We start from the raw sequence: 24271 nt of genomic DNA, 5'->3' as shown, positions 1-24271 counted from the left end.
CGGTGGTCCCGTCTGCCGTGGAGGGCTCGTAACGTTCTGCCGCAGGGCCAGGGGGGTCCTGGCATGCCGTTCTCCTTTGTCGTTGTGTGCCGCCCGCTGTCCGCGCGTTCTGCGGTGGACACTCGCGGGCCGTCGCAGGCGAGGCGGTCAGCCTCCGGATCCCAACGGGCCGGTGCACCGCTCCGGCCAGTCGCCTCCCTGCTCGGTGGTGAACCGCTGGCCGAGCGCTGCTTCGAGCCGGCCCAGAGCCGCCCGGTCCAACTGGCCCAGTTCCTCCACGCCATCGGGGGAGGACGCCTGGGGGGTGGCCGGCCCGGGAAGCTCACGCAGCAGGATCACGGGTGAACCGTGCACGGTCTGCGAACCGAGCACCCGGAACGCCGTTCCCGGTGCGAAGACGACCTCCTCCGGTGCGTTCTTCGCCCCGGCCGGGCGGTCCAGCAGCTGCCGTACCTTGCGCCCGGTGACCGACCAGATCGCGTAGCGCACGGGAGCACCGCCCGGACGTGCGGAGGACAGGGCCAGCGAGCTGACCGGCCCGGGTTCGAGCAGCAGGGCCCCGGCCCGCGGCTCGGCTTCCGCGGGTTGTGCGGCGTCTCCTCCGCGGAGGGCCATGCCCCGGTAGGACGGCAGCCGCCGCAGGGCCGAGGCGATACACGCCGCGTAGGGCAGCAGGCGCCCCTCGCCGAGGTGCAGGTCGCGGACGAGTGCGCGAGGGAGCAGCGGGCCTTCCTCGGTGGTGAGGTAGGCGATCAGGGCGACCAGGTCCGCCCTGGCCGCTTCGAGCTCCTGCCCGCGCAGCGCGGGCATCCGGGTGAGGATCCGCGAGACGGTGGCACCGTGGATTTCCCAGACGTCCGACGCCAGTTCGCGGAAGGCCGCACGCTCGGCGTCGCTGCTGACGTGGCCGGGCACGAGCGGCACGGGCACGCCGGAGAGGGGCGGTGGGGGTGGCGGCGAGGCGGAGGCTGTCGCGGCCGGCTCCCGGACAGGGGGCTGCTGTGCCGCCGCGGTTCTCTTCCCGCTGCTGCCTGGTGCGTCGCGGTCGTCGCGGTCCGCGCTACCGCGGTTTGCGTCACCGCGGTTTGCGTTACCGCGGTTTGCCTTACTGCCGTTTGCGTCACCGCGGTCGGCGCTACCCCGGTTCGCGCCCTCGTCGACTCCGGCGGCGGACAGGCCGCTGGTCGGCGGGTCACCGCCCGGGGCGGAAGCGGACCGGAGGGGAGAGGAGTCGTCGCCGGAGGAGGGTGGTCGGCCGGACCCTGCTGTCAGGACACCAGTGATCTTCTGGCTGTCGGTGCCGGGGCCCTCTGCCCGCTCGGGGTCCTCCGCCCGCGATGTGCCCGCGCCGTGCGCGGGAGCCGCCGGGGTGCGGACGGGCTCCTGCCGCCCGGCCCCGGGTGACGTCGTTCCTGCCGCCCCCGCGGTCCTGCCCGGGGTCCGGCCGCCGGCACCCTCGGCCGCCGCGGCCGTACCGGCGGCGGTCGCCAGCCCACCGCCGCCGCGGCCCGCACCGGCGATGGCTGGGGCGCCGGGCCGCTCGGAGCCCCCGGTGCCGACCGGTGCGCCGGACGGTTCCGGACCGCGCGTCGGTGAAAGGTCCCTCGTCGCTTCGGATTCGCGCTGTCGGTGCCCGGGCTGGTGGCGGGGTACCGCTCCGGTGGTGGAGGACGCGGTCGGCACCGTCGCGGGGGCGCGGTCGCCCGCCGGTGGGGCGACGGCCGCGGGCACGGGCTGTTCGGCGTCCGGCTGTTCGGCGTCCGGGTGCGGGCGCCCCACGGCTTCTGCCGCCACTGGGTCCGGCCGCGAACGGGAACTCGCTGACAAGGGGCCGCCGGTGAGGTACCGAAGGGCCGACACCCCTTGCGCGGAGGAGAGGCGGCGCAGTTCCGTCTCCCCGGTGGAGAGCGTGCCACGCACCAGCAGGGTGCTCCTCGCAACGCTCTGGGGGCCGAGGCTGTCCAGGAGCCGCGAGAGCGCGGGAAGCACCGAGTCATCCAGCGCGGTTCCCGGCGTGCCGAGTTCGACGGACAGGGTGTCCGGGTCCACCGGCACCTCGCTCCGGGAGGGCGCGGGTCCGTCCTGTGCTCCCACCGCCACACCGGCCCTGGTCGCGACGGCGTACCACCGGCCGGTGAGCGGCAGGGTCCCGTCTTCGGTGCCGGTGCGTCCCGGGTTGAGCGGATGGCTGTGCAGCGGGCGGGGCTCCGGCGTCGTCCCGTCCTCGCCGGTGGGCCCGCACGCGACGGCCGTGACGTACGGCTGCCAGGTCGGCTCTCCGCCGGCGCCCACCAGGGTGGGGCGGGCGGTCGCGTCCGCCAGGGCGTTCCCGGGCAGCAGCGGCATGCCGGTGAGCACCTCCACATCGCTGTCGAGCATGTCGGCGACCGACTGGGCGAGCGGCAGCAGGTCGCGCCGCCCGCCGGGCGCGAGTTGGACGCGGGAGCGCTGTGCGGCCGGGAGTGCCGCGAGCACCGCGGCCACTTCGTCGGCCGGGACGTCCTCGGCCTGGAGAGCCCCGACCAGCAGAACGGGCCGTTCGGGATGGACAGGCATCGCGAAGCACAGGTCGTCCCCGCGGAGCTGGGACGCTTCGGCCGGGCGCATGTGGATACCTGCCGGAATCTGATCCACCACGCAGCCGCCGGCCGTGCGGGCGGGCACCCGGCCCAGCGCCCCCTGCCATTCCGGTACGGGCGCGCGGAGGCCCAAAGGCCGAGGCGGTGTGCCGGGCGCGAACCGCCACCATCCGCGCGCCGGCCCCGGGTTCCCCTGGACGAACAGCGCCCCGCCGGGGGCGATGAGTACGGCCCCGTCCGGGGCGATGACCTCCATCTCCCACGCGTCGGCGATCCGGCGCGCCAGGCAGGGCCGGTCCGGCTGGTCGTCGCCGGCACCGGACATCACCAGCCGCACGCACGACACGCCCTTGTCGCGCAGGGAGTCCAGGAGATCACCCAGACGCGCACTGTAGTCGTGGGCGTGGTGCCCGGCCTGGTCCGCCGAGCCGACCATCACCGTGACGACACCATCGTCCTCGTGGACGGCACGGGCCACCTCCGCCACGTCCGCGACACTCGGGACATCGTCCTCCAAAGACCTCAGGAGAAGGACGCCATCGATATCCTCCACGGGCACCGGCCAGATGCCGCCGTCGACCGGCCCTCCCCTGCCGTGCGCCGATCCGGACCTACGGCCTCTGCGTGAGAAGACAGAGGTCCACCGGCTCACCCTTCCGTCCCCCGGGCCGGACCGCTTCCCGCCAGGACCGATGCGACGTCGGTGCTACCGGCGCCTCCAGCACTTTCGGTGCTGCCGGTGCTTTCGGTGCTGCCGGTGCTTTCGGCGCCCTCGGTCCCTTCCGCGCCATCGGTCTCATCGGTGGCCTCGGCCTCGTCGGTCTCGTCGGTGGCCTCGGCCCCCTCGGTCTCGTCGGTGGCTGCCTCGTCGATGCCGGGCGTGGCCCGCGCTTCCTGCTCAACCTCGCCGCTGACCGTGGGCACGCTGGCCGCACTGGGTACGGAGCCATTGGCGGACTCGATCGCCGAGCGCAGGGCGTCGGGCTCCAGGGTCATGCTGACCGGGGCGGAGGGATTGAGGTAGAGCAGATGCCCTTCGGGGATCTGGTCGATGAGGTCGTCGGCGTTCACCAGCTCAAAGGCGAGACGGCCGGCGGTGTGCAGGAACACCGGTGAGGTGAACAGCGGGATGACAGCCTCACCGTCCGGGGCCGCGGCGGACAGCACGCCACCGTCCGGCTTGACCAGCACCGCCACCTCCCGGCCGACGAGGGCCTCGCCGACACCTTCCCCGGGTCCGTAGCCGGTGGCGGCGAGCTGGATGGCCTGGTCCACCTCGTCCTCGGGTTCCGGCCAGCCCATCGCGCTGGGCGAGGGCCGGTACTCGGGATTGTCCTGCCACTCCTCGATCTCGCCGTCCGCTCCGGAACGCCACTGGCCGACCAGCGCCCAGTCCGGTGGAGCGCCCTCGCCTGACCACGTGGGATCTACCATTCCCAGCCAGTGGTCCGGGGCGAGCCTGGCCGCCTCACGGATCTCGTCCGGAATGGGCGGCGGTTCGTTGTCCGCGTCGGTGGTCGTGGCGTCCGTCTGGCCGCCGTCGCCCCCGGCCGTTTCGCCATCGTCGCCCTGCGCGCCGACCGGTGTCGAGGGAATGCTCTCGTTCTGCGACTGGCTCACCGGCTCCTCAAGGGGCTCCTCATCCGGTGCTGGGGGCAGATGAACGGTGGTGGCTTTTTTGGGGGTCTTCTTGGTGGCCATTGCTGTCCTTGCCAGGTGAGTCGGATCGGCTGATCTGCGTGCTGTCCCGCGCGACGCGAGCCCTTCGCGTCTACCGGAGATGAAAGGTGTGCGTTACCCGTCGACGAACCGCGACCGATGGATCGCGCTGATTCCCGCACCTGCACGCGAAGAGCCGACAGAGCGCAACTGGGTTCCACCGCCCGCGGATGAGATATCAGCGGGCCGACGCAACCAGGTGGCCCATGTCAGCCCCTGCGCGCAAGCGAACGCGGTGCCACCGCACGAACGCACGTCGAAGAGCGCAATGAGAACTGACGCCATGACCCGGCCGTCGACATCGTGCAGGGTCACCCAGCCATCGGAGTGCCGTCCGAGGCCGACCCGTTGAGCACTGCTGGACACCTCGGCCGCACCGGGCCGGGACCAACATCGACGCCCCACTGCTCCAGATACTACCGGCCCGAGCGTGCTGCGCATAACGTCGGCCCGACCAGGTGTCCGATGAGATGGTCCGCACCGTGGGTCAGGCGTGTGGGCACCGGGCACGGGGCCGCAGAGCGTAACCGAGACGGAGACAGTCGAGGTGCTCGCCGCGCAGGCAACCGCGTCTGCGGCCACGACCCTGCACGGCACCGTTGGTCCGCCAGGGCCAGTACCGGCGGACGAGCCGTGCGGGCGGCTCCTGCGCCGGATCGATGTACGCGGCGGCCCTCGGTCATGCTCGGATCCGGAGCGGCGAGCAGTGTTTCATGCCCTGCCAGGGGTCTGCGCAGGAGCGCGTCCCGCCACCGTTCGTCCCCTCGGCTTACAGGCCACCGGTTCACGACATGATGAGCATGATGAGGCAGGGCACGTACGTGTAGCCGAGCCGCAATGCCGCGCCCAGGCGGTGGTTGCCGTCGAGGATGACGATCCTGCTTCCCGAGAGCTTGATCCTCACTGGCGGGAGTGCCGCACCGTTCCGCATGCCGGCGGCGATGTTCCGCACTCTCTCGTCGTTGTGCTCGGTGCGCCCGCTCGCCATCCCCAGAACGCGGACGTGCACCTCCACCAGATCGCCCTGGATTATTCCGTACCGGTCGAAGTCGCCCAAGGACTCGACCTTGTCCCTGCGGACATTCCCTCTTTCCGGACTGAAGTGGTAGGTCGTGTCGCTCCGTGGGGAGAAGTGGCCGGTGAGGTTCGCCTGAGCCTCGTCGGGCCCGATCTCATTCATGGCGAGTGCACTGAAGGTCCTCAGGTCCTCGTCGACCTTGATATAGCCGTAGCTGCTTTCCCGGTCGAAGAGCACGACAGCCTCGGAGCCGGCGATGCGGTAGATGGGCTCGTAGTACTCCTCCGACAGGCGCTCGTCCATGATGAGGTGAAGTCCCGGGTAGTCCGGGTCCACGTGTGTGTACTCCCCCTGATCGTCCGCGGGTTTCTCCCTGGGCCCCCGCTCCGGAACGAGGGGCATGACCACGAACGCGTCCGCCTCGGCCTCACTTTCGCTGTCGTCAGGGTTGTGCGGGGGGCTCAGGGGCGGCGGGTGCGGGCTCGCGGGCATGTGACTGGTATGCCTTCGCCGCCTGGCGGTAGAAAACCCGGTCTCCACAGGGTTCGCCCGTCCGGCTACCCCGGACGGCTCGGTGACGGGGCCGACGGGCGGTACGGGTACCGGTGTCGCCTCCTGCCGGACCTCCTCCAGCCGTACGTGCTCGTACGGCTTCCCGTCGGCGTCGTTGAGCACCCGGCGCGAGAGGACGCGGAAGTCCGCGGGCGAGGGGTAGCGCACCTGCGCCCGATCAGGATCCGGCGCGAACACCGACACATCCCGGCCCGAGGAGTTGACGACCTCGAACAGGACGCGACGCCGGCCGTCCCCGCCGAAGGTGCCCAGGCCGACGAGCGATGCCAGCGCCGCCCGCTGGTCCAGCGTCGCCTCGTGGAACTCCGGTGTGGCGATCGCGTCCAGGCCGTCCGGCTGCTGGTCCGCGTTCTGCTCGGGCAGCGCACCCGGAACCGACGCGGCCCACCACACCGGCCTGTTCATCTCGGGCAGCCGCCGCAGCGCGTCCGCGGCCATCCCCAGATGCTCGGGAATCTCCCTGCTCAGCGGCTCCGCCAGGGTGCCGGCCCGCGCTTGGAGCTGCTCCCGCAGCCCGGTCAGCTGCGCCCGGTCGGTGGCCGCGACGCTCCCTGCCTGCTCCGCCAGAGCACGGAACCGCTCATCGCGCATCAGTGACAGCGGGAACGCGAACCGGCCCGAGTCGACCTCCCGCCCGACGATCGAGCGGGCCCTTTCCGTGAGCGTGTTCCCCGGCTCGGCACCGCCCGCCACCGGCCCGCGGTCCCACAGCAGCGCGTCGGAGCCGGAGAGCAGGTACAGCGCGGTGACGTGTCCGCCCTCAAGACCGAGCACCGGTGAACCGCCGTGGCGGGCGACCCAGGCGCGGACAGCCTCCTGCCGCGCCGCCCAGCTTCCACGGGGAGCCAGTTCGTCACCGCGCGGCGCGCCCGGCGTGCCACCGGCGTTCCCGGCTTCCGCGGCCACGGCCACGACGGCGCCCCAGATCCCCTCCGGAACCAGACCGTCGCCGGTGACCTGGGGACCCAGCCAGTTCTGCCGCCCGTGGTACAGCACGTGATGTGGGGGGTTCAGACGGCTCAGCAGCTCGCGGGGCAGGTTCTTCTCCCGCGGGGCGAAGGCGGCGTCGGCCCATTCGTACAGGTGGACGGCGTCGCCGGACAGGGCCACGCGCTCGGCCGTGTCCCGGTTTCCCGTACCGGCCCTGTCCCGGATATCCATACCGACGTTGTGCGAGGCCCGGATGACCTCGAACAGCGAGTAGATCCCCTCGGGGAGCGCCCAGGCGAGCACGGCCTGCCGGAACAGCAGCTCGTCTCTTGCGGGGATGTCCCACCCCCGGTACGCGGCGAAGAGGGCGGTGAGCCGTTGAGACCCGCCTCCCACGATGCGCAGTCCGCGCTCCTGACGCAGTGTCGGTTCTTCGAAGGCGCGATGGGCAAGTGCCGGCCCCAGCAGCCCCTGGGAGGCAGCGAGCGCGGTCATCAGCTCCTGCAGGCCGGCGCCGGAACCCTCGTCCAGCAGGCGTTCGATGAAGGCGTTGACATCGGATTCAGTCGCCGGGCCGGTGCCGGGTGCGAGGAAGCTGCGCTTCGCCGCGCGGGGGCTGTGCCACACACTCAGCTGCTGGTACTGCGCCTTCACAGCCCTGCGGGCCGCGTCGATGACGGCCGGCTCCTCCGCGAGCGCCTGGCCCAGGGCCCGTTCGTACTCCTCGGTCAACCGGTCCCACCGCGGGTCGGCGTAGTGGGCGCTGAACCGCGCCGCCTGGTCCGCGAGCGGCCGGCTGCTGCCCGAGCGGGCCACCGTGCCCCGGTCCCGTGCACGGTCCTCGCTCCAGGACGGCACCGGCCTGCCCGGGGCTTGGTGGAGCTCCAGCTCCCACGGCTGATCGCTGGCTGGCCGATTCCCCAAGACCAGGGGCGCGTCGGCGCTGATGGTGCCGTGCGTACTCCAGTCGGCCACCACCTGGGCCACGGTGTGGGCGCCGCTGCGTTCGGCGCCCACAGAGCACGAGAGCATCACGAGGCGGATGTGCGCGGGCACACCGCGGCTGTCGAGCAACCGCTTGAGATAGTCGCCGACCTGCTCGGGCGTCGCCAGTCTGCGGCCGTGGCGCGACATGGTCAGCAAACCGTGCTCGTTGCCGTGCCCGAGGTAGTAGAAGACGCGGCCGTCCCATGGCAGGTCCCGGCTGCCGGCCAGATACTGTTGGGGGTTCTCCGGCGTGGGCTGCCAGATCCGGAATTTCCGTACCTCTCGCAGGTCCGAGAAGTGGCTCTGCCGGAAGTGCGCCAGACCGCTTGCGGTGTGGCTGCCGATGCCGACGTCCGCGCCCTGCGGGCTGTCCCAGGTGACGATCTCCCGGTCCCATGCCGCGCGTGGGAGCGGCGTTCGCACCTCCGTGACGGCGACCTCCACATAGGGCCGGCCGGTTGCTGCGTCGAGGACGATCCTGCGGCCGGTGACCCGGACAGACATCCGCGACGGGTAGAACACGGGGCGTTCGCGCGGCTCCCGGGCGAGCGGGGAGACGTCCCGGGCGGTGGAAGTCTCGACCTTCCACACCACCGGGTACCCGTCGCGCCGCCGTGCCCCGGGGACGGTGGCGGAGGACAGCGCCGCCTCCCGGCTCGCCGTCCCGCGGTGCAGGCGCGGCAGGGTGAGGACATGCCCCGGGGCCGTCACGGCATCCGGCTCGTTCGGCCCTCCGTCCTCCCAGGTGCCCCACCAGACCGTGCCGTACATCGGAGGGAGCAGTTCCACCGCCTCGGCGGCCATCTCCGCATGGGCCTGGAGCTCCGCCCCCAGGCGGTCGGCGAGCTCCTGGGCCCGGCGCACGAGCCGCTCGACGTCCGCCTGCGACGGCGAACCCGACCTGTTACCGCGCTCCACCGCTCGGGCCGAGTTGTTGAACCGGTAGTCGCGGTTGAAGACGCGGGGCAACGACGTGAGCGGGGCGGCGGTTTCGGCGTATCGCCGGACCAGGGCGCTCGCCTCCTCCCGCAGCCGCTGCGCCGCCGCTGCGTCGCCCGGTTCGCCGACCGAGGCCAGCAGCTGGGCGTCCGGGCCGTCGGCGAGGTACAGGGCGGCGACGTGCTCAGTGCTTATGTTGCGCAGGAAGCCGGGAGCGCGATGCCGCCAGAGCCACTCCCGCAGCGCCTCGCGCCGCTCCCGCCAGGCTTCGACGGAAACACCCGGCAGGCTGGTGTGGTGGCCGACACCGTCGACCGCGGCCTTTCCGTCCTCCAGCCCGATGAATTCCGCGATGACCTCGGCCATGGTGCCGTCCACCGACTCGCGCACGTAGAGCTCGCCGTACATCCGCCGGTGAGGCTGTGCCAGGTCCTCCCGCAGTCCGCGCTGGGTGAGTTCGTCAATCCGGCCCTGGGGGTCGAGGTAGGCGTCCGCCCAGCTGTAGAGCAGGGAGGCATCGATCGCCGACGGGTCGGGGTCCACCTCACCGCGGACCTCCGCCCGGTGCGACGCTTCCAGGAGTTCCACCAGCGAGTGCTGACCGGTGGGCAGCAGAAAGCCCATCAGCGCGTCCCGGAAGACCAGGACATCGCCGTGGGGGTCCACAGCCCGGTAGACCCGGAGCAGCCACTCCGCGCGGGCTGCCGGGCCACGGGCGGTGCGGAAGCCGCGCCGGTCGTGCATCTCGCGTTGCCACTCACCGTCCCGGTCGTGTGCGTGCACACTGCGGGGGTTCGCCCGCAGCCCCGGAACGGTGCTCGGCAGCACCTCGCGCCGGTCGCTCCACAGCTGCCTCAGCGTGTAGGGGATGTGGTTGTTGGCGTACGCGGCAAGGACGAACGCAGCCATCAGGCGGTGCAACCCGGCCCCGGGCCGGGAGCCCGATCCGGCATCCAGAAGTCCTCTCATCGCCTCGGGGCTCGCGTCCTGGCCGGGCTTGAAGAACGCCTGCCGCGCATTCTGCTCGCCGAAGTGCGCGGACAGGTATTCGTACAGCTGCCCGACGGCGCGGCGTGCCGTGTCGACCACCGCCGGATGGGCTGCCAGCGCCTGGCCGAGGGCGTGCTCATAGAGGGTGCTCAGCTCGTCCCAGCGTGCCCGGTGCTGCTCCCCGTAGAACGCGCTGAACCGCGGCCCGGTGCCGGCGTGGGCGGGCCCGCCCGCCTGCGTCCCTGCCTGGCTCGACGGCGCATTCCAGTCTTCGGGGCGGGGACGGGGCGGCTGGGCGGCGGGGATGCCGCCCGGGGCCTGGTCAGGATCCGGTTCCGGGTGGTGGGCGGCTTCGGGAGCCGGAGCCTGTGTGGCGGGCCGAAGAGGCTCGGTGTGCCGCAGCAGCGTCTCGGCCATCTGCCGTACGGAGTAGCCGCCTTGGAACAGCGACCCCAAGTCCGGGGTGACCACCGGCCGGAATCCCTGCTCCATCAGCAGCCTGTGCAGGAGCAGGTGGACGTTGACACGCCGGTTGGTGTCCTGGAAGGGGTGGATGACCTGCAGGGTACGCACCACCTTGGCGATGGCGGCGAGCTTGCCCAGGTCGTTGTGCGCCTGCGCGGCCTCGGCATAGTAGCGGTCGAAGGCCGCATCGACCAGCCTGGCCGCCTCGCCGACGGCGTAGTTGGTATGGAGGACTGCCTGCCCGTTTCTGGAGAAGGTCTCCAGCACCGTGACCGGCTTGGGCCCAGTGGATGACCAGTCGAAGGTCCTCAGGTCGAGGACGAGCGGCCGGCCGTCCAGTTCCTCGTCCAGGATGTCCGGGCTGAACTGGGTGTTGCGCAGGGGGAAACTGGTCTGACGCCCTCCTGACCAGCCGGGCTGCTTGTCCAGATGGGCACCCACCAGGTTGTGCGTATGGAGATACCCGGCGGCGTTCATCCGCTGCGCCAGCCCCTCCGGCGAGTCCAGGAGCGCGCGATAGGCGTCGACCATGCCCCGCTGGAAACCCGGGGACCGGTCCCGGTCGTAGATCTTTCCCGGATCATCCGGGTGTCGCTCGAGCGCCCGACCGTGATCCCTGGGATCGATGTAGAGCTGCCACCAGTCCTTCTCCGGCATCAGCTCCGACAACCGCGGTGCTCCGGGGCGCGGCACGGCCCCACCGTCGGCACCATGGACCCTGTTGTCCGCTGAGGGAGGCGGCGGTACCAGGACTCCCGGTGCGGTGCTGTCCCCGGCCGATGGCGATCGGCCCAGAACAGGGTCGCTTGCCCGGGCGGCATCAAGGGCGACCACCGACGCCTGCCCATCCGGCACTGGCCCGTTGGTGCCGCCGAGCAGCCGCGGGCGCTGCATGAATGACCTCTGCTGCAGCTCGTCCAGTCTCGTGGCGATGCTGTCGGCGGTGAGCCCGTGCGACCCGAGGAAGTGGTTTTCGGCCTGGGCAAGGGCGTTTTTCGCGGCGTCGAGGTCCGCCTGGAGCCGCTGCTCGACCGCCGCGGCGTCCGACGGGCCGTCCGGGCGGGTCCGGAATGCGCCGAGTTCGGCCTGCGCCGCGGTGACGTCGTGCCTGGCCCGCATGACGTCGGCCCAATCTTCCCTGCGGGCGCTGAGGGTCTCCGGGGTGTCGCCCTCGATGCGGAACACCTCGGCCCTGGCGGCCTCCTCGCGCTTCCAGATGTCGGTCATGCTCTTTGTGCCGCGGCCACCTGCCGGCTTGGGTCCCTTCCCATGACTCCTACGGCCAGGCTCTGCTCCCCGGGCCGGCGCCGGCATGCGCGTGTTCCAGTCATCCTCCGACGGGTAGCTGAAGGACACTGCGGGAACCGGCGCCTTCGGCCCCTGCTGGGGCGGGCCCATCTCCACCTTCCGCCACGGGGCGGGACTGCCGTCGGCCTGTGCTCCCAGATGGACAAGGGGTGTTCTGCCATCGTCGGCGAAGGTGACGGCGACCGGCCCGTCCGGGTAATAGACCGTCATGCCGGTGATGGCGGCCGCCCGCCGCGCCCGCTGCGCAGCGGTTCTGCCCGTGCAGGCCGCGATGAACAACTGGGTGATGCCGGACAGGTCCAGCATGGCGAGGTACTGGCCCACCTCGTGCACATCACCGCGCCGCTCCCCTCCCCCGGGCTCCGCCAGGGAGAAGGCGCTGCCCCCAGGAGTGCTGTGCGAAGCCCAGATTGCGGCTCCCATGAAGGGCATGGCCTTGATCGTCGCCCTGGGACGCCCCCTTCTGTCCAGTCGCCACTCCACGTAGTGCTTCACCCTCGGCAACTGACCGTAGGCAGCCTGGCGTCGGGCCCAATCGCGCGGGGTGAACGACGCCCAGCCGAACCGCCGGCCGTCGTACGCGATCTCATACAGCATGGTCTGTGTGTTCCACCACGTGCCGGGGCGGCCCGGGACCGGCACCGCCGGCGCGGGCTGCCCGCCACCTGACGCGTGCGGAGCCGGATTGTCCGGGGCGGCGGCGGACGACGGCAAGGCGATGACACGTCGGCGGATCTGGGGTACCGGCTCGGTCTCCTCCAGCTGGACGTACAGGTAGCGCTGCCGGGTCTCCTCGTCGTACCGGACCTCCCGGCGTCGCTTGCTCAAGACCGTCTCCGCCGGATACAGCACCTGCTGCCGGACTGGGTTCTTGGAGATGGGGGCGATGTCCCGGGCGGTGGACCTGGGCACCTCGAACAGGATCGGGTACCGGTCGCCGGACGCGGGCTCCTGGCGGAGCAGGCGGGACAGCACTTCCTCCCTGCTGCCGCTCGCCTTGTGGAACTCCGGAACGCTGACCGCGTCCAGCTCCGGCAGCCCGTTGGACAGATCCCCCGTGGTCCAGGTGCCCCACCACACTGACGCGTTCACCGGCGGAAGCGCCATCAGGGCGTCACCCGCCATCCCCAGATGCCGGGGAATCTCCGCCGCCAGCCCTGCGGCCAGCAGGTCGGCCCGCTCCAGCAGGATCCGCAGGGCCTCTGCCCGCTCACCACGGTGCCTCTCCCCCTCGGGGAGGGACCGGATAGTGGCGGCGGCTTCGTCGAAATCCGCGTCGCCCAGAAGCAGCAGCGGGAAGTCGAAGCGCCGCGTCTCCACCGCACGCCGCACCGCCGAGCGCGCCTTCTCCCGCAGCAGCGCCGTCCCGTCCGCGTCGAGCGGGTCGGTGAACCGCCCGCTGAGCAGCGCCGCGTCCGGGCCGGAGAGCAGATACAGCGGCAGGATGTCCCCACGCCGGAGGATGTCCGGCACAGAACCGCCGTGGCGCTGCTGCCAGCGCTCCAGTGCCGCACGCAGTACGTCCGGCCCGGAGCGGGGAGCCGGCGCCCCGTTCAGCCGCTGCCAGATGTCCTCGACCGCAGCCCCGGTGGCCTGTTCGGTGAGCGGCCCGGCGGTCTGGTGATACAGCGCGTGATGCGGAAGGTAGAGCGTCTCCATGAAGGCGCCCGCATTCCGGTTTTCCCGCGGCGCCAAAAGCGCGTCGATCGAGCTGTACACATGTGCCGCGTCACCCTGCAGCTCCGTGTCGCTTTCAAGAACCCCGGCCTCGTGGGAGGCGTCGATGATTTCGAACAGCGAGCGGGTGTGCGTGGGAAGGTACCAGGCGAGCAGGGCCTCGCGGAGACGCAGCATCTCCTCCTCGGACGCATAGGTGTCGTCCCGGTATGTGCGCAGCAGGTGTGCCACTTTCTCGGCCTCGCCCGTGACCAGCGGGAAACCGCGACTGCCGCGGGTTTCGCGGTACCAGTCGCTGTCCTTGTCGAGCGTCCGCTTGCGGAACTCCCGAGGATGCTCCGAGGCGACGGCGGTCCACAGGGCCCTCATGAGCTCGTCCAGCCCGGCCCCGGAGTGCGGATCCAGAAGGCGGAGCATGCCCTCAGCAGCGGTGTGCCGGGCCTCGGCCGGGAAGAACAGCCGTGCTGCCCCGCGACGGCCGAGGCGCTCGTAGTGGTCCTGCAGGGTCCTGACGGCCTGCCGGGCGGTGTCGACCACCGCCGGATCCGCAGCCAGCGTGTGACCTACGTGCTTCTCGTACGCCACCGCCAGATCCTCCCATTGGGGGTCGGCGTACGAGCCGCTGAACCGGCCGGCCTGCCTGGCAAGATCCGCGAGAGCCGAGCGGGCCTTCTCCGCGGCGAGAACACTCACATCCTGCGGCTGGAACTCCCCCCACTTCGGCTCCGGCTGACCACGGCGGCCATATTCGAGCGCGAGTTGTGGACTCCCAAACCTGGTTCCCACTACGGACGAGGAAGCGCGACTGCGACGCCCGCTCCACGTGGCCACCCGCTGAGCAGGAGCGTCCGGCCCCTCCCTGCCCGCACGACACACAATCGCCAGCACAGGGTAGCCCGCGGGAGTTCCCATACTCTCCATCAGCTGCCGCATGTAACGGCCGACCTGGGTACCGTCCACTTTCTTGTGGCCGTAGCGGGACATCACCGTAAAGACATTGCCGTCGCCGTGTGACAGGAAGAGGGCCGTGTTCCTGATCGGCCAGGGCAGCGGCCGGGTCTCTGCCGGATGGCCGGCCTGGGGTTGGTTCAGGCCGTAATGCCGCGCTTTGGGCAGAAGAGGGATAATTCCCCTGGCGCGCAGCCCGTCCGTCACGTCATGAGCGACCACTCCAAAAGAGTTGCCCTCCGTGGTGTGCACCACCCGGGCGATGATCTCACGGTCCCACTCCCTCGCAAGCGGCTGCGGGACCTCCTCGAGGGTGATGTGCACGTAACGCTTGCCGGTCGGCTCATCGAGGCGGAGCTCACGGCGAATCTCCCGCAGCGTCGTCGTGAAGGCGTACAACGCGGCGCGCTCAGCGGGCTTGCGGGCCAGCGGGGAGACGTCCCGGCTCGTGGAGTCCACCACCTCCCACAGCTCCGGGTGCCCTTCGTTCCCCTCGGTGTCCGGCCCCAGCAGGGACGCGAGCGCCGCCTTCCGGCTCGTCGTCGCCTGGTGCAGCCTCGGCACGGTCACCGTCCGCCGCTCCCCGGGCCGCGTACCGTCCAGCGGCCCGGACTCCCACGACGCCCACCACACCCGTCCACTGACCGGCGGAAGCAGCGCCACCGCCTCAGCCGCCATCTCCGCATGCGCCCGCAACTCACCCCGCAGGCCATCCACCAACTCGACGGCGCGCTCCGCGAGACGCATGCGGGCCTCCGTCCACAGGGGCCGGCGTGCGGGGTCTGCGCGGAACTCCGCGGCGCGTCGTACCAGTTTCCGTACCAGTTCCCGGAACGGCTTGTCCCGCAGGAACAGCAGCGGCAGGTACGCCATCGGATCGCCGCCCTCGGACGCCTGCCCCGCCAGGGACCACGCCTCGTCGAACAGCGCCCGCTGCCTCTGCTCGAGCGCGCCGGGGGCGTCGGGACCCGCAGTGAACCGCTCGTTGAGCAGCCGCACGTCAGCACCACTGGCCAGCTGAAGCGCCGCCGCATGCCCCGCCCCCAGGTTCCGCAGCAGCCCGAGCGTGTGATGGCGCCGCAACCACCCTGCGAGGGCCTCGCGGCGCTGCCGCCGCGCCGCCACCGCCGGACCGCTCATGTCCGTGCCGCCCAGGGAACCCCCCGGCCGGAGCAGACCCTTGATCTCCTCGGATCGGCCGTCTCCGGTGACTTCCGGGGTGAACCAGTTCGCCCGCGCGAGGTACATCCGCTCATGAGGCAGCCGCAGGGCCTTCTTCAGCTCGCTGGAGCTCGATGTGAGCCGTCCGACCGGGTTGATGGCGGCGTCCACCCATGCGTAGAGACGGGAGGCCTCGACGTCCGTCTCGGGCTCGGTCTCGTCGTGCACCCCGGCCCGGCGCGAGGCCAGCCAGATCTCCACCAGCGTGTGATCGTTGTTTTCGGTCAGCATCCACCCCAGCAGCGCTTCCCGGAACCAAAGCACCTCACCATCGGGCACCTCCAGCGACTGGTAGACCCCGAGCAGCCACTCGGCATCCTCGGCCGGGCCCGGCCCCACCGGGAAACCGCGCCGGTTGTGCATCTCCTCCCACGCGTCCAGGTCATGCGGCCGCACATCCCTCGGCTTGCGGGGCAGGAGTCGCGAGTTCAGCCCGGGATGCTCCCTCCACAGCTGACCCAGCGTGGTCCTCCCCGAACCGGTAGCGGTGCGCAGGAAGGCATCCATCAGCTCCCGCAGCCCGGCCCCACCCGCGGGGTCCAGCAGGCTGTCCATCGCGGCCCGCGGGTCACTTGCATCAGGAAGGAACGTCGCCGCCACATCCTCCTGCAGGTAATACCTGCTCAGCAGGTTGTACAGACGCTCGACCGCCCGCCGCGCCTCCGCGATCGCCTTCGGGTCGGCGGCCAGCACCCGCCCGAGGGCACGCTCGTACTCGCTACTCAGCTTCTTCCACCGCTTATCGGTGTAGAAGACGCCGAACCGCGGCGGATGGGAGTCTCCGTCCCTCTGGGGCGAAGGCCCGGTATTCCTGCCCGTGGACCCCTCGGCCATCGACGGCGGCGCAGTGGAGGCACCTTCGAGGGCAGAGGCCTGGAGCGCCGGGGAAACGGTCTCCTCCTGGGGATCCGGCGAAGTCTCGGTCTCGACAGCGCCGTGCGGCACCGCGGGGACGGCGGGCGCGGGCTCGTGGGCAAGCGGCCGGTAGGCGTGCTCCACCTGGTCCCAGAAAGCCCGGTAGCCGACGTACAGCTCGTCGCCGTCCTCGTCCTCCCCATGAACCTGGTTCCAGAAATCCCGGTAACCGGCATACCGGCGGTTCTCGGCCGTCGTACGCTCCACCGGATTCGCCCGGTTCGGGCCATAAGCCTCCGGATCAGCGCCATACAGCGCCTCCAGAAGCGGCAACAACGTCGGCTCATGACGCCGCACCCAGTCGGCACCATTGTTCCGCGGCTGATTGGTGTAAAGATCCCTTCCGTGATTGGTGCCGAGATAGGCATTGGTCACCTGCGCGAAGTATTCTTTCTCATTCAAAGACGAGTAATTGGCGACACCCGGCCTGCGGCCGTACAGCGGACCATCCGGCCAATGAGCATCCACGCCCTGACGTACCTTCTCCTGATACGCGCGCGTGATGACCTTCCGGTCGGCATCGATAAGCCCGAGCCCATGAATGAGATGCGCGAACTCATGCGTCGTAGTGGAATATCCGCTATGGTACCCATTTTCCCCCAGCAAACTGGTGGACTCGCCAAGGAGGTTCTCCTCAGTCACGGCCACCGCCCAACCCGCGCGCAGCCCTCGTATCGAGTCCAGATTGCGGCCGGAAACCTCCACTCCCTGATAAGGGCGGAACGGCTCCAGCGAAGTCATCGCCTCATCCTTGGGCACGACCCACACACGCGCACCACGCAGCAGCAGCATCGCCACCACATTGGGATCGCGCAGCATCCGCGCCAGCTGCGCCTCGACCTCACGCCGCGCCGATACCGGGCGATCCACCCCCTCCGGAACCACCACCATCAACTGCAGGGCCAGCAACGCGAACTCATCCGTCGGCAGCGCCGTAAGCAGACCCTCGACCAGACCCCGATGCGACGCCAGCGACTCCCGCTCGGCAGCCGACAACGAAGCCAGCTCCACGGCCCGCTCGTCCACCGCCATCCCGGGCAATCGCACCGCCAGATCCCGCACCGCAGCCGACACCCCCTCCTCCGGCTGCGAAGCCGCTGAAACCTCCGACGAACCGGCCGCACCCCCGGTGGCCCCCGGCGACGAGGTACCGCCCTCGGCGGCCTCCTGGGACAGGGTCGCACCCTCCTCGGTCAACGTCGGCGGAGCGAGAGCCTCGGTCTCACGCATCCGAGCAGACCGCCCTTCGGTCTGCGAAACACCACCGGCGGGAACCGCGGCGGCTGCGAGGGAAGCGGGGTCGTTCTGCTGCGCTCCATAGGAGGAGAGGAGATTCCGGTAGTGGGCCCAGACCGTATGCAGGCCCGACCCCGGGGCACGGGTCTTCTCATCCTGCGTGAGGTGGCTCAGTGTGTAGAACCGTTGCCCGGCTCCTTCACCGTGTTGCAGGGGTGCGAAGAACCACGAGTCGAAGTACCTGATCGCCTGGTCGATTCGCTGCCGATACTCCCTCTGCTCCGCCGGGATGCGGTGGACCAACACTCCCACGTAGTACCGCACAGCGTTGTACTTCCGCTGCATGTGCTGGAGCCGGTCTGCGTCGAAGGCTTCGCGCTCGGGTGATGGCACGGCCAGATAGGAGCAGATCTTTTCCATGTCGTCATAAGTGAACCCGCGGTCCTGGCTGTAGACCTCGACCGGTTTGCGCCACACGGCATGAGCCGCAGGCGGCTCATACACAGGATCGTCGCCTTGCGGCTTGTCGGGGAAGTACTGGGCGTACCTGCCCGAAGCAGTCGCCGACCCGGATACGGTGATGCGCTCGTAGCCGGGAGCCAATGCTCCCTTGCGGGTTGTCCCTTGGCTGCCGCTGGCATGCCAAGCGGCCATGCGGCCGCCGCCTGGCGCCTGCTCCTCCTCCAGGTAGCGGACCTCATGCCCTATCAGCGCGATGGCCTCGAGGTTTCCGGAGCGAAAGCCCAGGTGCTTGAGATCGTACTTTCGGTGCAGGTAGTCATACAGCCGGAACTGGCCCACGCGGGTGTGCCCGCCCCAGCTGGCCAATACATCGTGATCGTCGCTCCAAAAGCCAGTGATCTGGTGGACAGAGGCAATCTGCAGCTTCCCCCGCATTTCCTGGACGAATTCGTCCCACTTCCCCTGCTTCATCGGGTGGGGATCACCCGTGATGACCACTGCCTGAAAATGGCGAGCGGCGGCGTCGAGGATCTGTCGCACTCCCTGGAAGCTCGTGTCGTTCTGCATCCGGCCGCGTAGGTTGCCCCAGTTGGCCCCCTTGCCCGTGAAGCGGGACCAGAGCACCAGGACACGGCCGTTTTCCGGCAGGACGATTCCACGTGTGGCCAGCCATGCACGGATCTCGTCATCGCGGTGCTCGTCCAGGCCCCAGTGGGTGCGCAGGCGGTCACGCAGGTCGCTGGAGAAGTACCGGGTAACGTACTCCGTTCCCCCCTCGTGAGGCATCACGCCCCATCTCGCGAGCCTGTTGTCGCTCCAGTCCGCGGGCGCTCCCCACCCCGTAACGATCGACTTGCCCGCCTCGCTCAACACCGCCCACACGTCGTTGGTCCGGGAGCTCACAGCGGGGCGTGTGAAGTGGATACGGCTGTCCTCGATGCCGACGCTCCGGTAGAACTCGGCGATGGCCTCGGACTGATCCTTTCTTCCCAAAAGCAGGTCGGGCTGCTCCGGCCCACGGCCGATGAGAACGTGCGAGTTGGGATCCCCGAGGAGCGCGGCCGAGACAGCGAACTGGTCACCGGAGGCGTAACCCGGCTGCTTGATCAGCCAGCGCGGGTCCCCGTGCGGGGGCGCGGTTCGTCGATTGCTATGCATCCCGCTGCCCTGACGGCTGCCGCCCCGCGACGAACCCGGCCGGTCAGAGGGACGCGAACGCGGACCGGCGCCAGGCCCGCCGGGCGGGCGATGGCCGTCCCGCGACGAACCCGGCCGGTCGTAGGGACGCGAACCCCTGCGATTGACGCCCCGAGAGGGCTGGGGAGCACCTCCCAGCAGCCCGCCGCGCTCGGTGAAGATGTTGCCGGTGACGATGCGGATCTGCTCATGCGTTGCTTCCGGATCGACTCCCAGAGAACGCAGCGCGGACTCGACCTCGACCAGCACGTCCTGCGCTCCCCGCAGATCGGCAACCGCCGACCGATGAGCAGCGGTAGGCCCACTCGACGCCCCCGTACCCTCCGGCGGCACCACCCGATCGATCTGTTGCTCGGCACTGGCGAGATCGGCGAGCGCACGCTCATACGCCTCCCACGCCCGCAGCCTGGCATCGGCTTGCGCACCGGAGGCATCCCCCACGATGAGCGCACGCCGAGCCTCCAGGCGCTGGTTCACCACCTCCGCCGCCTCATACCCGCCGAACGTGCCCCCGGGCGACAGATCCGCCCCCAACAACGCAGCCGTCTCCCGCTCCTTGCCCTTGCCCTTACCCGGGGAAGCCGGAGCCCCATCGGCGGGGGCCGGTGCGGTGTAGGGGGCAGCGGCCGCCTCCGAACCCGGCAACTCCACCGCATCAGCCGACGCCTGCAGTTCCGCCCCCACCTCCGAGGGCAACTCGACCACATCGGGGGTCGTCGGCAACTCCCCAGCAGCCACCTCCGACACCAACTCCGCAACCTCCTGCGACGGCGACGTCGGCACAGGCCGGACTGGCGCGGTCTCAGGAAGGGACACGCCGCGGAAGAGGTCACGCAGCTGCCCCTGATCCGCCAGGGTCATCAGGGCCGCCCAGACCTGCCGGCTGTCCGGCCCGTTCGACAGCAGTCGCAGTCGCTGAAGCGGGGTGAGGTCAAGACCGGCCGTATCGACCAGCCCGCCGCGCAATCGGGCCTGGATCTCGCGATCGGGGTCCACCACGGCGCCCACCCGAGCCAAGTCCGTCAGCGACGCCGTGCCCGGCCCCGCCAGCAACCCGCCCAGCAGTCCCGAATCGCCGACGACCTGCGCATGCTCCTCGGTGAGGGTCCCGTCGAGCCACGCCGCGAACTCGGCCTCGGCCTGCGACCACGGAGCACTCACCACCTCGTCGGCCGCACCGCTTTCAGGGAACCCACCGGGCGTCGGCATTTCCATCACCGTGCCCACCGCCGGCCACTCCGCCGACGGCCCCCGACCTGATACCTCATGCAGAGGCGATACGGGTGACATCAGGAGTTCCCCTGGTGTGCGCGGTGACATCGGCGAAAGTGCCGCCGGACCACGCCGGTCATCGACCTCGATGGTGGCCTGCCGGCCACTCCGGGCATCACCAGTGCCCTGTCGGCCCAGCTGGACCGTGGTGATCTGCCCCTCGAAGTGTTGGGCGGTCAACCACTGGAACGCGCTGTCCTGACGCTTGGCGAGGGTGTCCGCGAGCCGTGTCAGCAGCGCTTCGCGGACCGCGGTCGCCCGCTGCAAGGCGACCGAGGGGCCGACTACGGGGATGGGCATCCGCCGATTACCGCGCCCGGTGATCGTCACCTGTGGGAGCGGGAGACCATTGCGCAGGTTCCACAACGCCGTCGAGGCCAAGGACCGCGCGACAGAGTTGATCTTCGCCATCTCGTCCTGGGAGACGGTCTTGTCCCCTTCGGCGAAGTCGATCCGCTCGGTGGCCGGGCGGTGGCCTGCCAGGGCCACCACGGTCAGGGGATTGCTCAGTGACGTCAGCCCCCGCTGATCATGCATGGTTTCGCCCGGACGCGCCCCGTACATCCGGAACCGCCAATGATCCTCGGCCGGGGGCACCGGAGCCTGCCGGGTCAGCTGCTCTCGCGCACTGAGTTCGGCCTGATCGAGCGCCTCCCTCGCGGCCTGCCATGCGTCGGAGCCCTCCTGCTGCCCGGCCAGCTCCACGCGCGCCGCGGTCACCCGGTTCAGCGCTACGACCAGCTCGAGCCGCCCGCGCAGGAGCTTCAGCTCGGCATCCGCGCCCTCGCCGCTCTGCTCCAGCTCAGCGATCTGTCCCCGCAGCGCGTCCTCGGCGTAGGCCAGGGGAAGGTCGCCGGAGAGGTCGATGGCTGTCCGCACCGCGGTGTTCATGGCCCGCTTGCGCGGGATGTTCTCCAGCGTCAGCTGCCAGTGGCCGTTCTCGCTCGTCATCACCACCGCGGCGAAGTGGTTGGCCGCACCCGACGGCGCCCCGCCGGACGGGCCCGGCTGCACCACGTAGACCTCTCCCACGTGGGCCCAGGCGGCCTGATTCAGTCCGATCGACAAGCTCGCCCGTTGTATCCGGTCCTGGATGTCCTGCCGCGCGTGGGGACTGAGCATCCGCCCGTACCGCTCGCCTGCCGAAGGCCCGTCGGCCCCGCCCGCAGGCCGGTCACCCTCACGCACGCGCATCGCGGCCCAGCCGGGCCCCAACGCGGGAGGCACCACGCCCTCCGTCACATCCGCCAGCGCCTCAGCAAGACGGTGGGTGCCCGTCACCTCCCCCGAGCCGGAAACGTTCACCGGCGCCGTGGAGACCTCACCCCACGGGCCACGGAAGAGCAGGTGCGTGATCGCCGCGCCCAGGACATTCTCCGCGAACTCCCGGGCATCCTCCGCCTGCGGCTTGCCCGCAACGAACTGCGGCCGCACCGCCCACAGCATGTCCCGGTTCTCATCGCCCCCGGGCAACAGCACGTACACATCGGGATCGGCGACCAGTCGAAGATCACTGCCCGCCTCCGCCAGCGACCGCGACGCCTGCTCGATCACGTTCAACGTCGCATACGCCTCTTGGGTGTTTCCCACCGGCACCGCCAACGTCCGGTCGTCGGAAACCTGAAGCACAGGACGGGGAGTGTGGTGGGGATCCTGAGCCGGCCACATCACCGAGGCATCCCTGGGAGCCCCGTCGAACAGCGGTCCCGAAGAGCGCACCGTCAACGGGCCCACGAAGCGGTGCAACCGCGCTTCGCCCGTCAGTCGCAGGTCCCGCAGACGGTAGTCGGTCGTCAGGAAGGGACCACTGCTCGGCACATCCTGCGCATTGGCCGCCACGGGTACCGCGGACAGGTCCCGGTCGTCGAGATCGAACGGGATGGGCACCGGCCGCTGCCGATCCGCCTCAGGCAGCCTGGCGCCGTCGGGCTGCTCCTCGCTGGTCTCACTCGTGGGGTACGTCGGCGCCCACTGCTGATCGGGACCATCGGGGCCCGCGAGCGCGACGGCGAGGATGTGCTCCGTCGTCCCGGGGCCGGTCGTCCGCACACTGAACACACCGCCGGTCGACCACACGATCGCCCCGGCTCCGTCGCTCACCGCCGACGCCTCAGGCGAGAGGGCAGTCACATGGGATGCGGCCAGCACGATCGGGGTATTCAACGGTCGCTGGGGATCACCTTCCACCACCAGCGCGAGCTCCAGCACCGAGTTCAGCCGCAGCCGCGTCCGGCCGACTGCTGCGACGAAGTACTCCCGGTCCTGGTTTTCCTCGCGGTCCACCATCACCACATGAACATGTGATCCGGCGTCCGCCCACGGCGCCGCGGCAACCACGAGGCCACCGTCGGCACCGATCACGCCCACCACCTGGATGTTGAGGTCAGCGACCGGCGTGCTGCTCCAGTTGCGTCCTGTGAGAGGACTGCCCTCTCGGGCAAGAGACGTCCCATCCCCATAGAGTCCCTCCGTGGCCTGCAGGGCAAGCGCGCCCAGCTCCGCCAGGTTCTGCGCCCACCCGCCGCTCAGTGCCTCCGCGGTCAACTCGATCAGTTCCCGGCGCTCGCTGCTTCCTACCGGTCCCAGATGCTCACGATGCAGCAACCTGTGCACGACGGCATCGAACTGGCGCGGTCCCCACGGCAGCTGCCGCCCCGGCCCGGACACATCGCGCAGGCCCTCCCCCCGCGCTGCACCCGCGACCCACGTCCGAAGCGTCATCAGTGCCGAGGTGTATTCCGCATGCCGTGGATCCTGGGGCGAGAGCTTCGGAAAAGCCTCGCTCACCAGGGCGGACGCCCAGCCACGGCGCGCGTCGACGGCATGGCTTCCGCCAGTCAGCACGGTCTCGATCATTCCTGAGATGGGTGCGGTGCCCACGGGGTCGTACCCGGACGGTGCGGCCGATGCGGCCGACGGACTCGCCGGTGCGGAAGGCGTCTGGGCCTCGGCGGGCATCCATGCCTGTACGGCGCGGTCCTGGCCGGGCGAGAACAAGAGCAGCGGTATCCCCCGGTGGCTTTGCACGATGGTGGTGTAGATGTTCTGGCTGAAGGGCGAGCGCGGCGACGCCCAGTACATGTGCGCACCGTGCGTCACCCCGATGTCGGAGCTGATCAACGTCCCAAGGAGCCGTTCGTATCGATCAGAGGGCAACCGCAAACCATCGACGGTCGTGATGTCGAAGATGTCGTAGTCACTGGCAAGCGGCTGCCACTCACCATTCGGACCGACCCCGAGCACCACCCCGTCCCGCACGAGGAACTCACCGTCGTCAGCAAGGTGCTGCATGGTGTCCGACAACGCCGCGAACTCATCGAGACGCTGCTGATACCGGCGCTCGATCCGCTCCCACAGCTCCTGGTCGACATCCGGAAGCTGTGACCGGTCCGGCAACACCGGCGAGAAATACCCGACCAGGCCGACGTTCTGCTCAGCGGCCCCGATGTGCACATCGAAATCGTTGATGATCTTCGCCTTGATCTTCGGCGGCTTCGGCAACGCCCCGCGCTCCAGCCACGGCACCGACGTGCTGTTCGACGGCCTCACATAAATCCGCAGCTGTTCCTGGTCAGCGGCCTGGCGGAAGGCGTCATGAGCAACCGACGACATTCCGTAGAGCACCACGGCCTGCTCCAGTGAAATGGCCTGCCCGAGCAGCACCTTCCCGCGACCGGGAATGTATACGGAAGCGATCGGCGCCAAGGACGCGGGCCTGGGTGAGCCGGTCATCTCCTGCGGAGCCGCGGCCGGAGCGATGGCGGTGCCCGCCTGCGCAAGGAACGCGCTCAGCTCGATGTGCGGATCAGCGGCGACCGCCTCCGCCGCCTCGTTC

Annotated in this window: 3 protein-coding genes (1 of these 3 only partly in view); all 3 read right to left on the bottom strand. The window is 70.3% G+C overall.

Features of this window, described 5'->3' with window-relative positions:
* Positions 1-147 precede the first annotated feature (147 nt).
* Entirely contained in the window at positions 148-3096 is a 2949-nt protein-coding gene (locus tag HUT19_RS33445) for a hypothetical protein (protein WP_176184014.1), read from the bottom strand.
* Between the two features lie 131 nt (positions 3097-3227).
* Complete coding sequence (locus HUT19_RS33440; protein ID WP_176184013.1) at positions 3228-4280, bottom strand: type VII secretion system-associated protein; 1053 nt, start codon at positions 4278-4280, stop codon at positions 3228-3230.
* A gap of 802 nt (positions 4281-5082) precedes the next feature.
* A protein-coding gene (locus tag HUT19_RS33435) for a lonely Cys domain-containing protein (RefSeq protein ID WP_176184012.1) crosses the window boundary here: on the bottom strand, positions 5083-24271 show its end. It continues 31715 nt past the right edge of the window; the window shows 19189 of its 50904 coding nt (coding positions 31716-50904); its start codon lies beyond the right edge, outside the window; its stop codon occupies positions 5083-5085.

Source organism: Streptomyces sp. NA02950, from assembly GCF_013364155.1.
Taxonomy (GTDB): Bacteria; Actinomycetota; Actinomycetes; order Streptomycetales; family Streptomycetaceae; genus Streptomyces.
The sequence above is the reverse complement of the archived record's forward strand: the minus strand, read 5'-3'. Positions and strand labels throughout refer to the sequence as shown.

Coding starts and splice junctions, on each gene's coding strand:
- HUT19_RS33440 (WP_176184013.1), bottom strand. CDS start 4,280: ATGGCCACCAAGAAGACCCCCAAAAAAGCCACCACCGTTCATCTGCCC.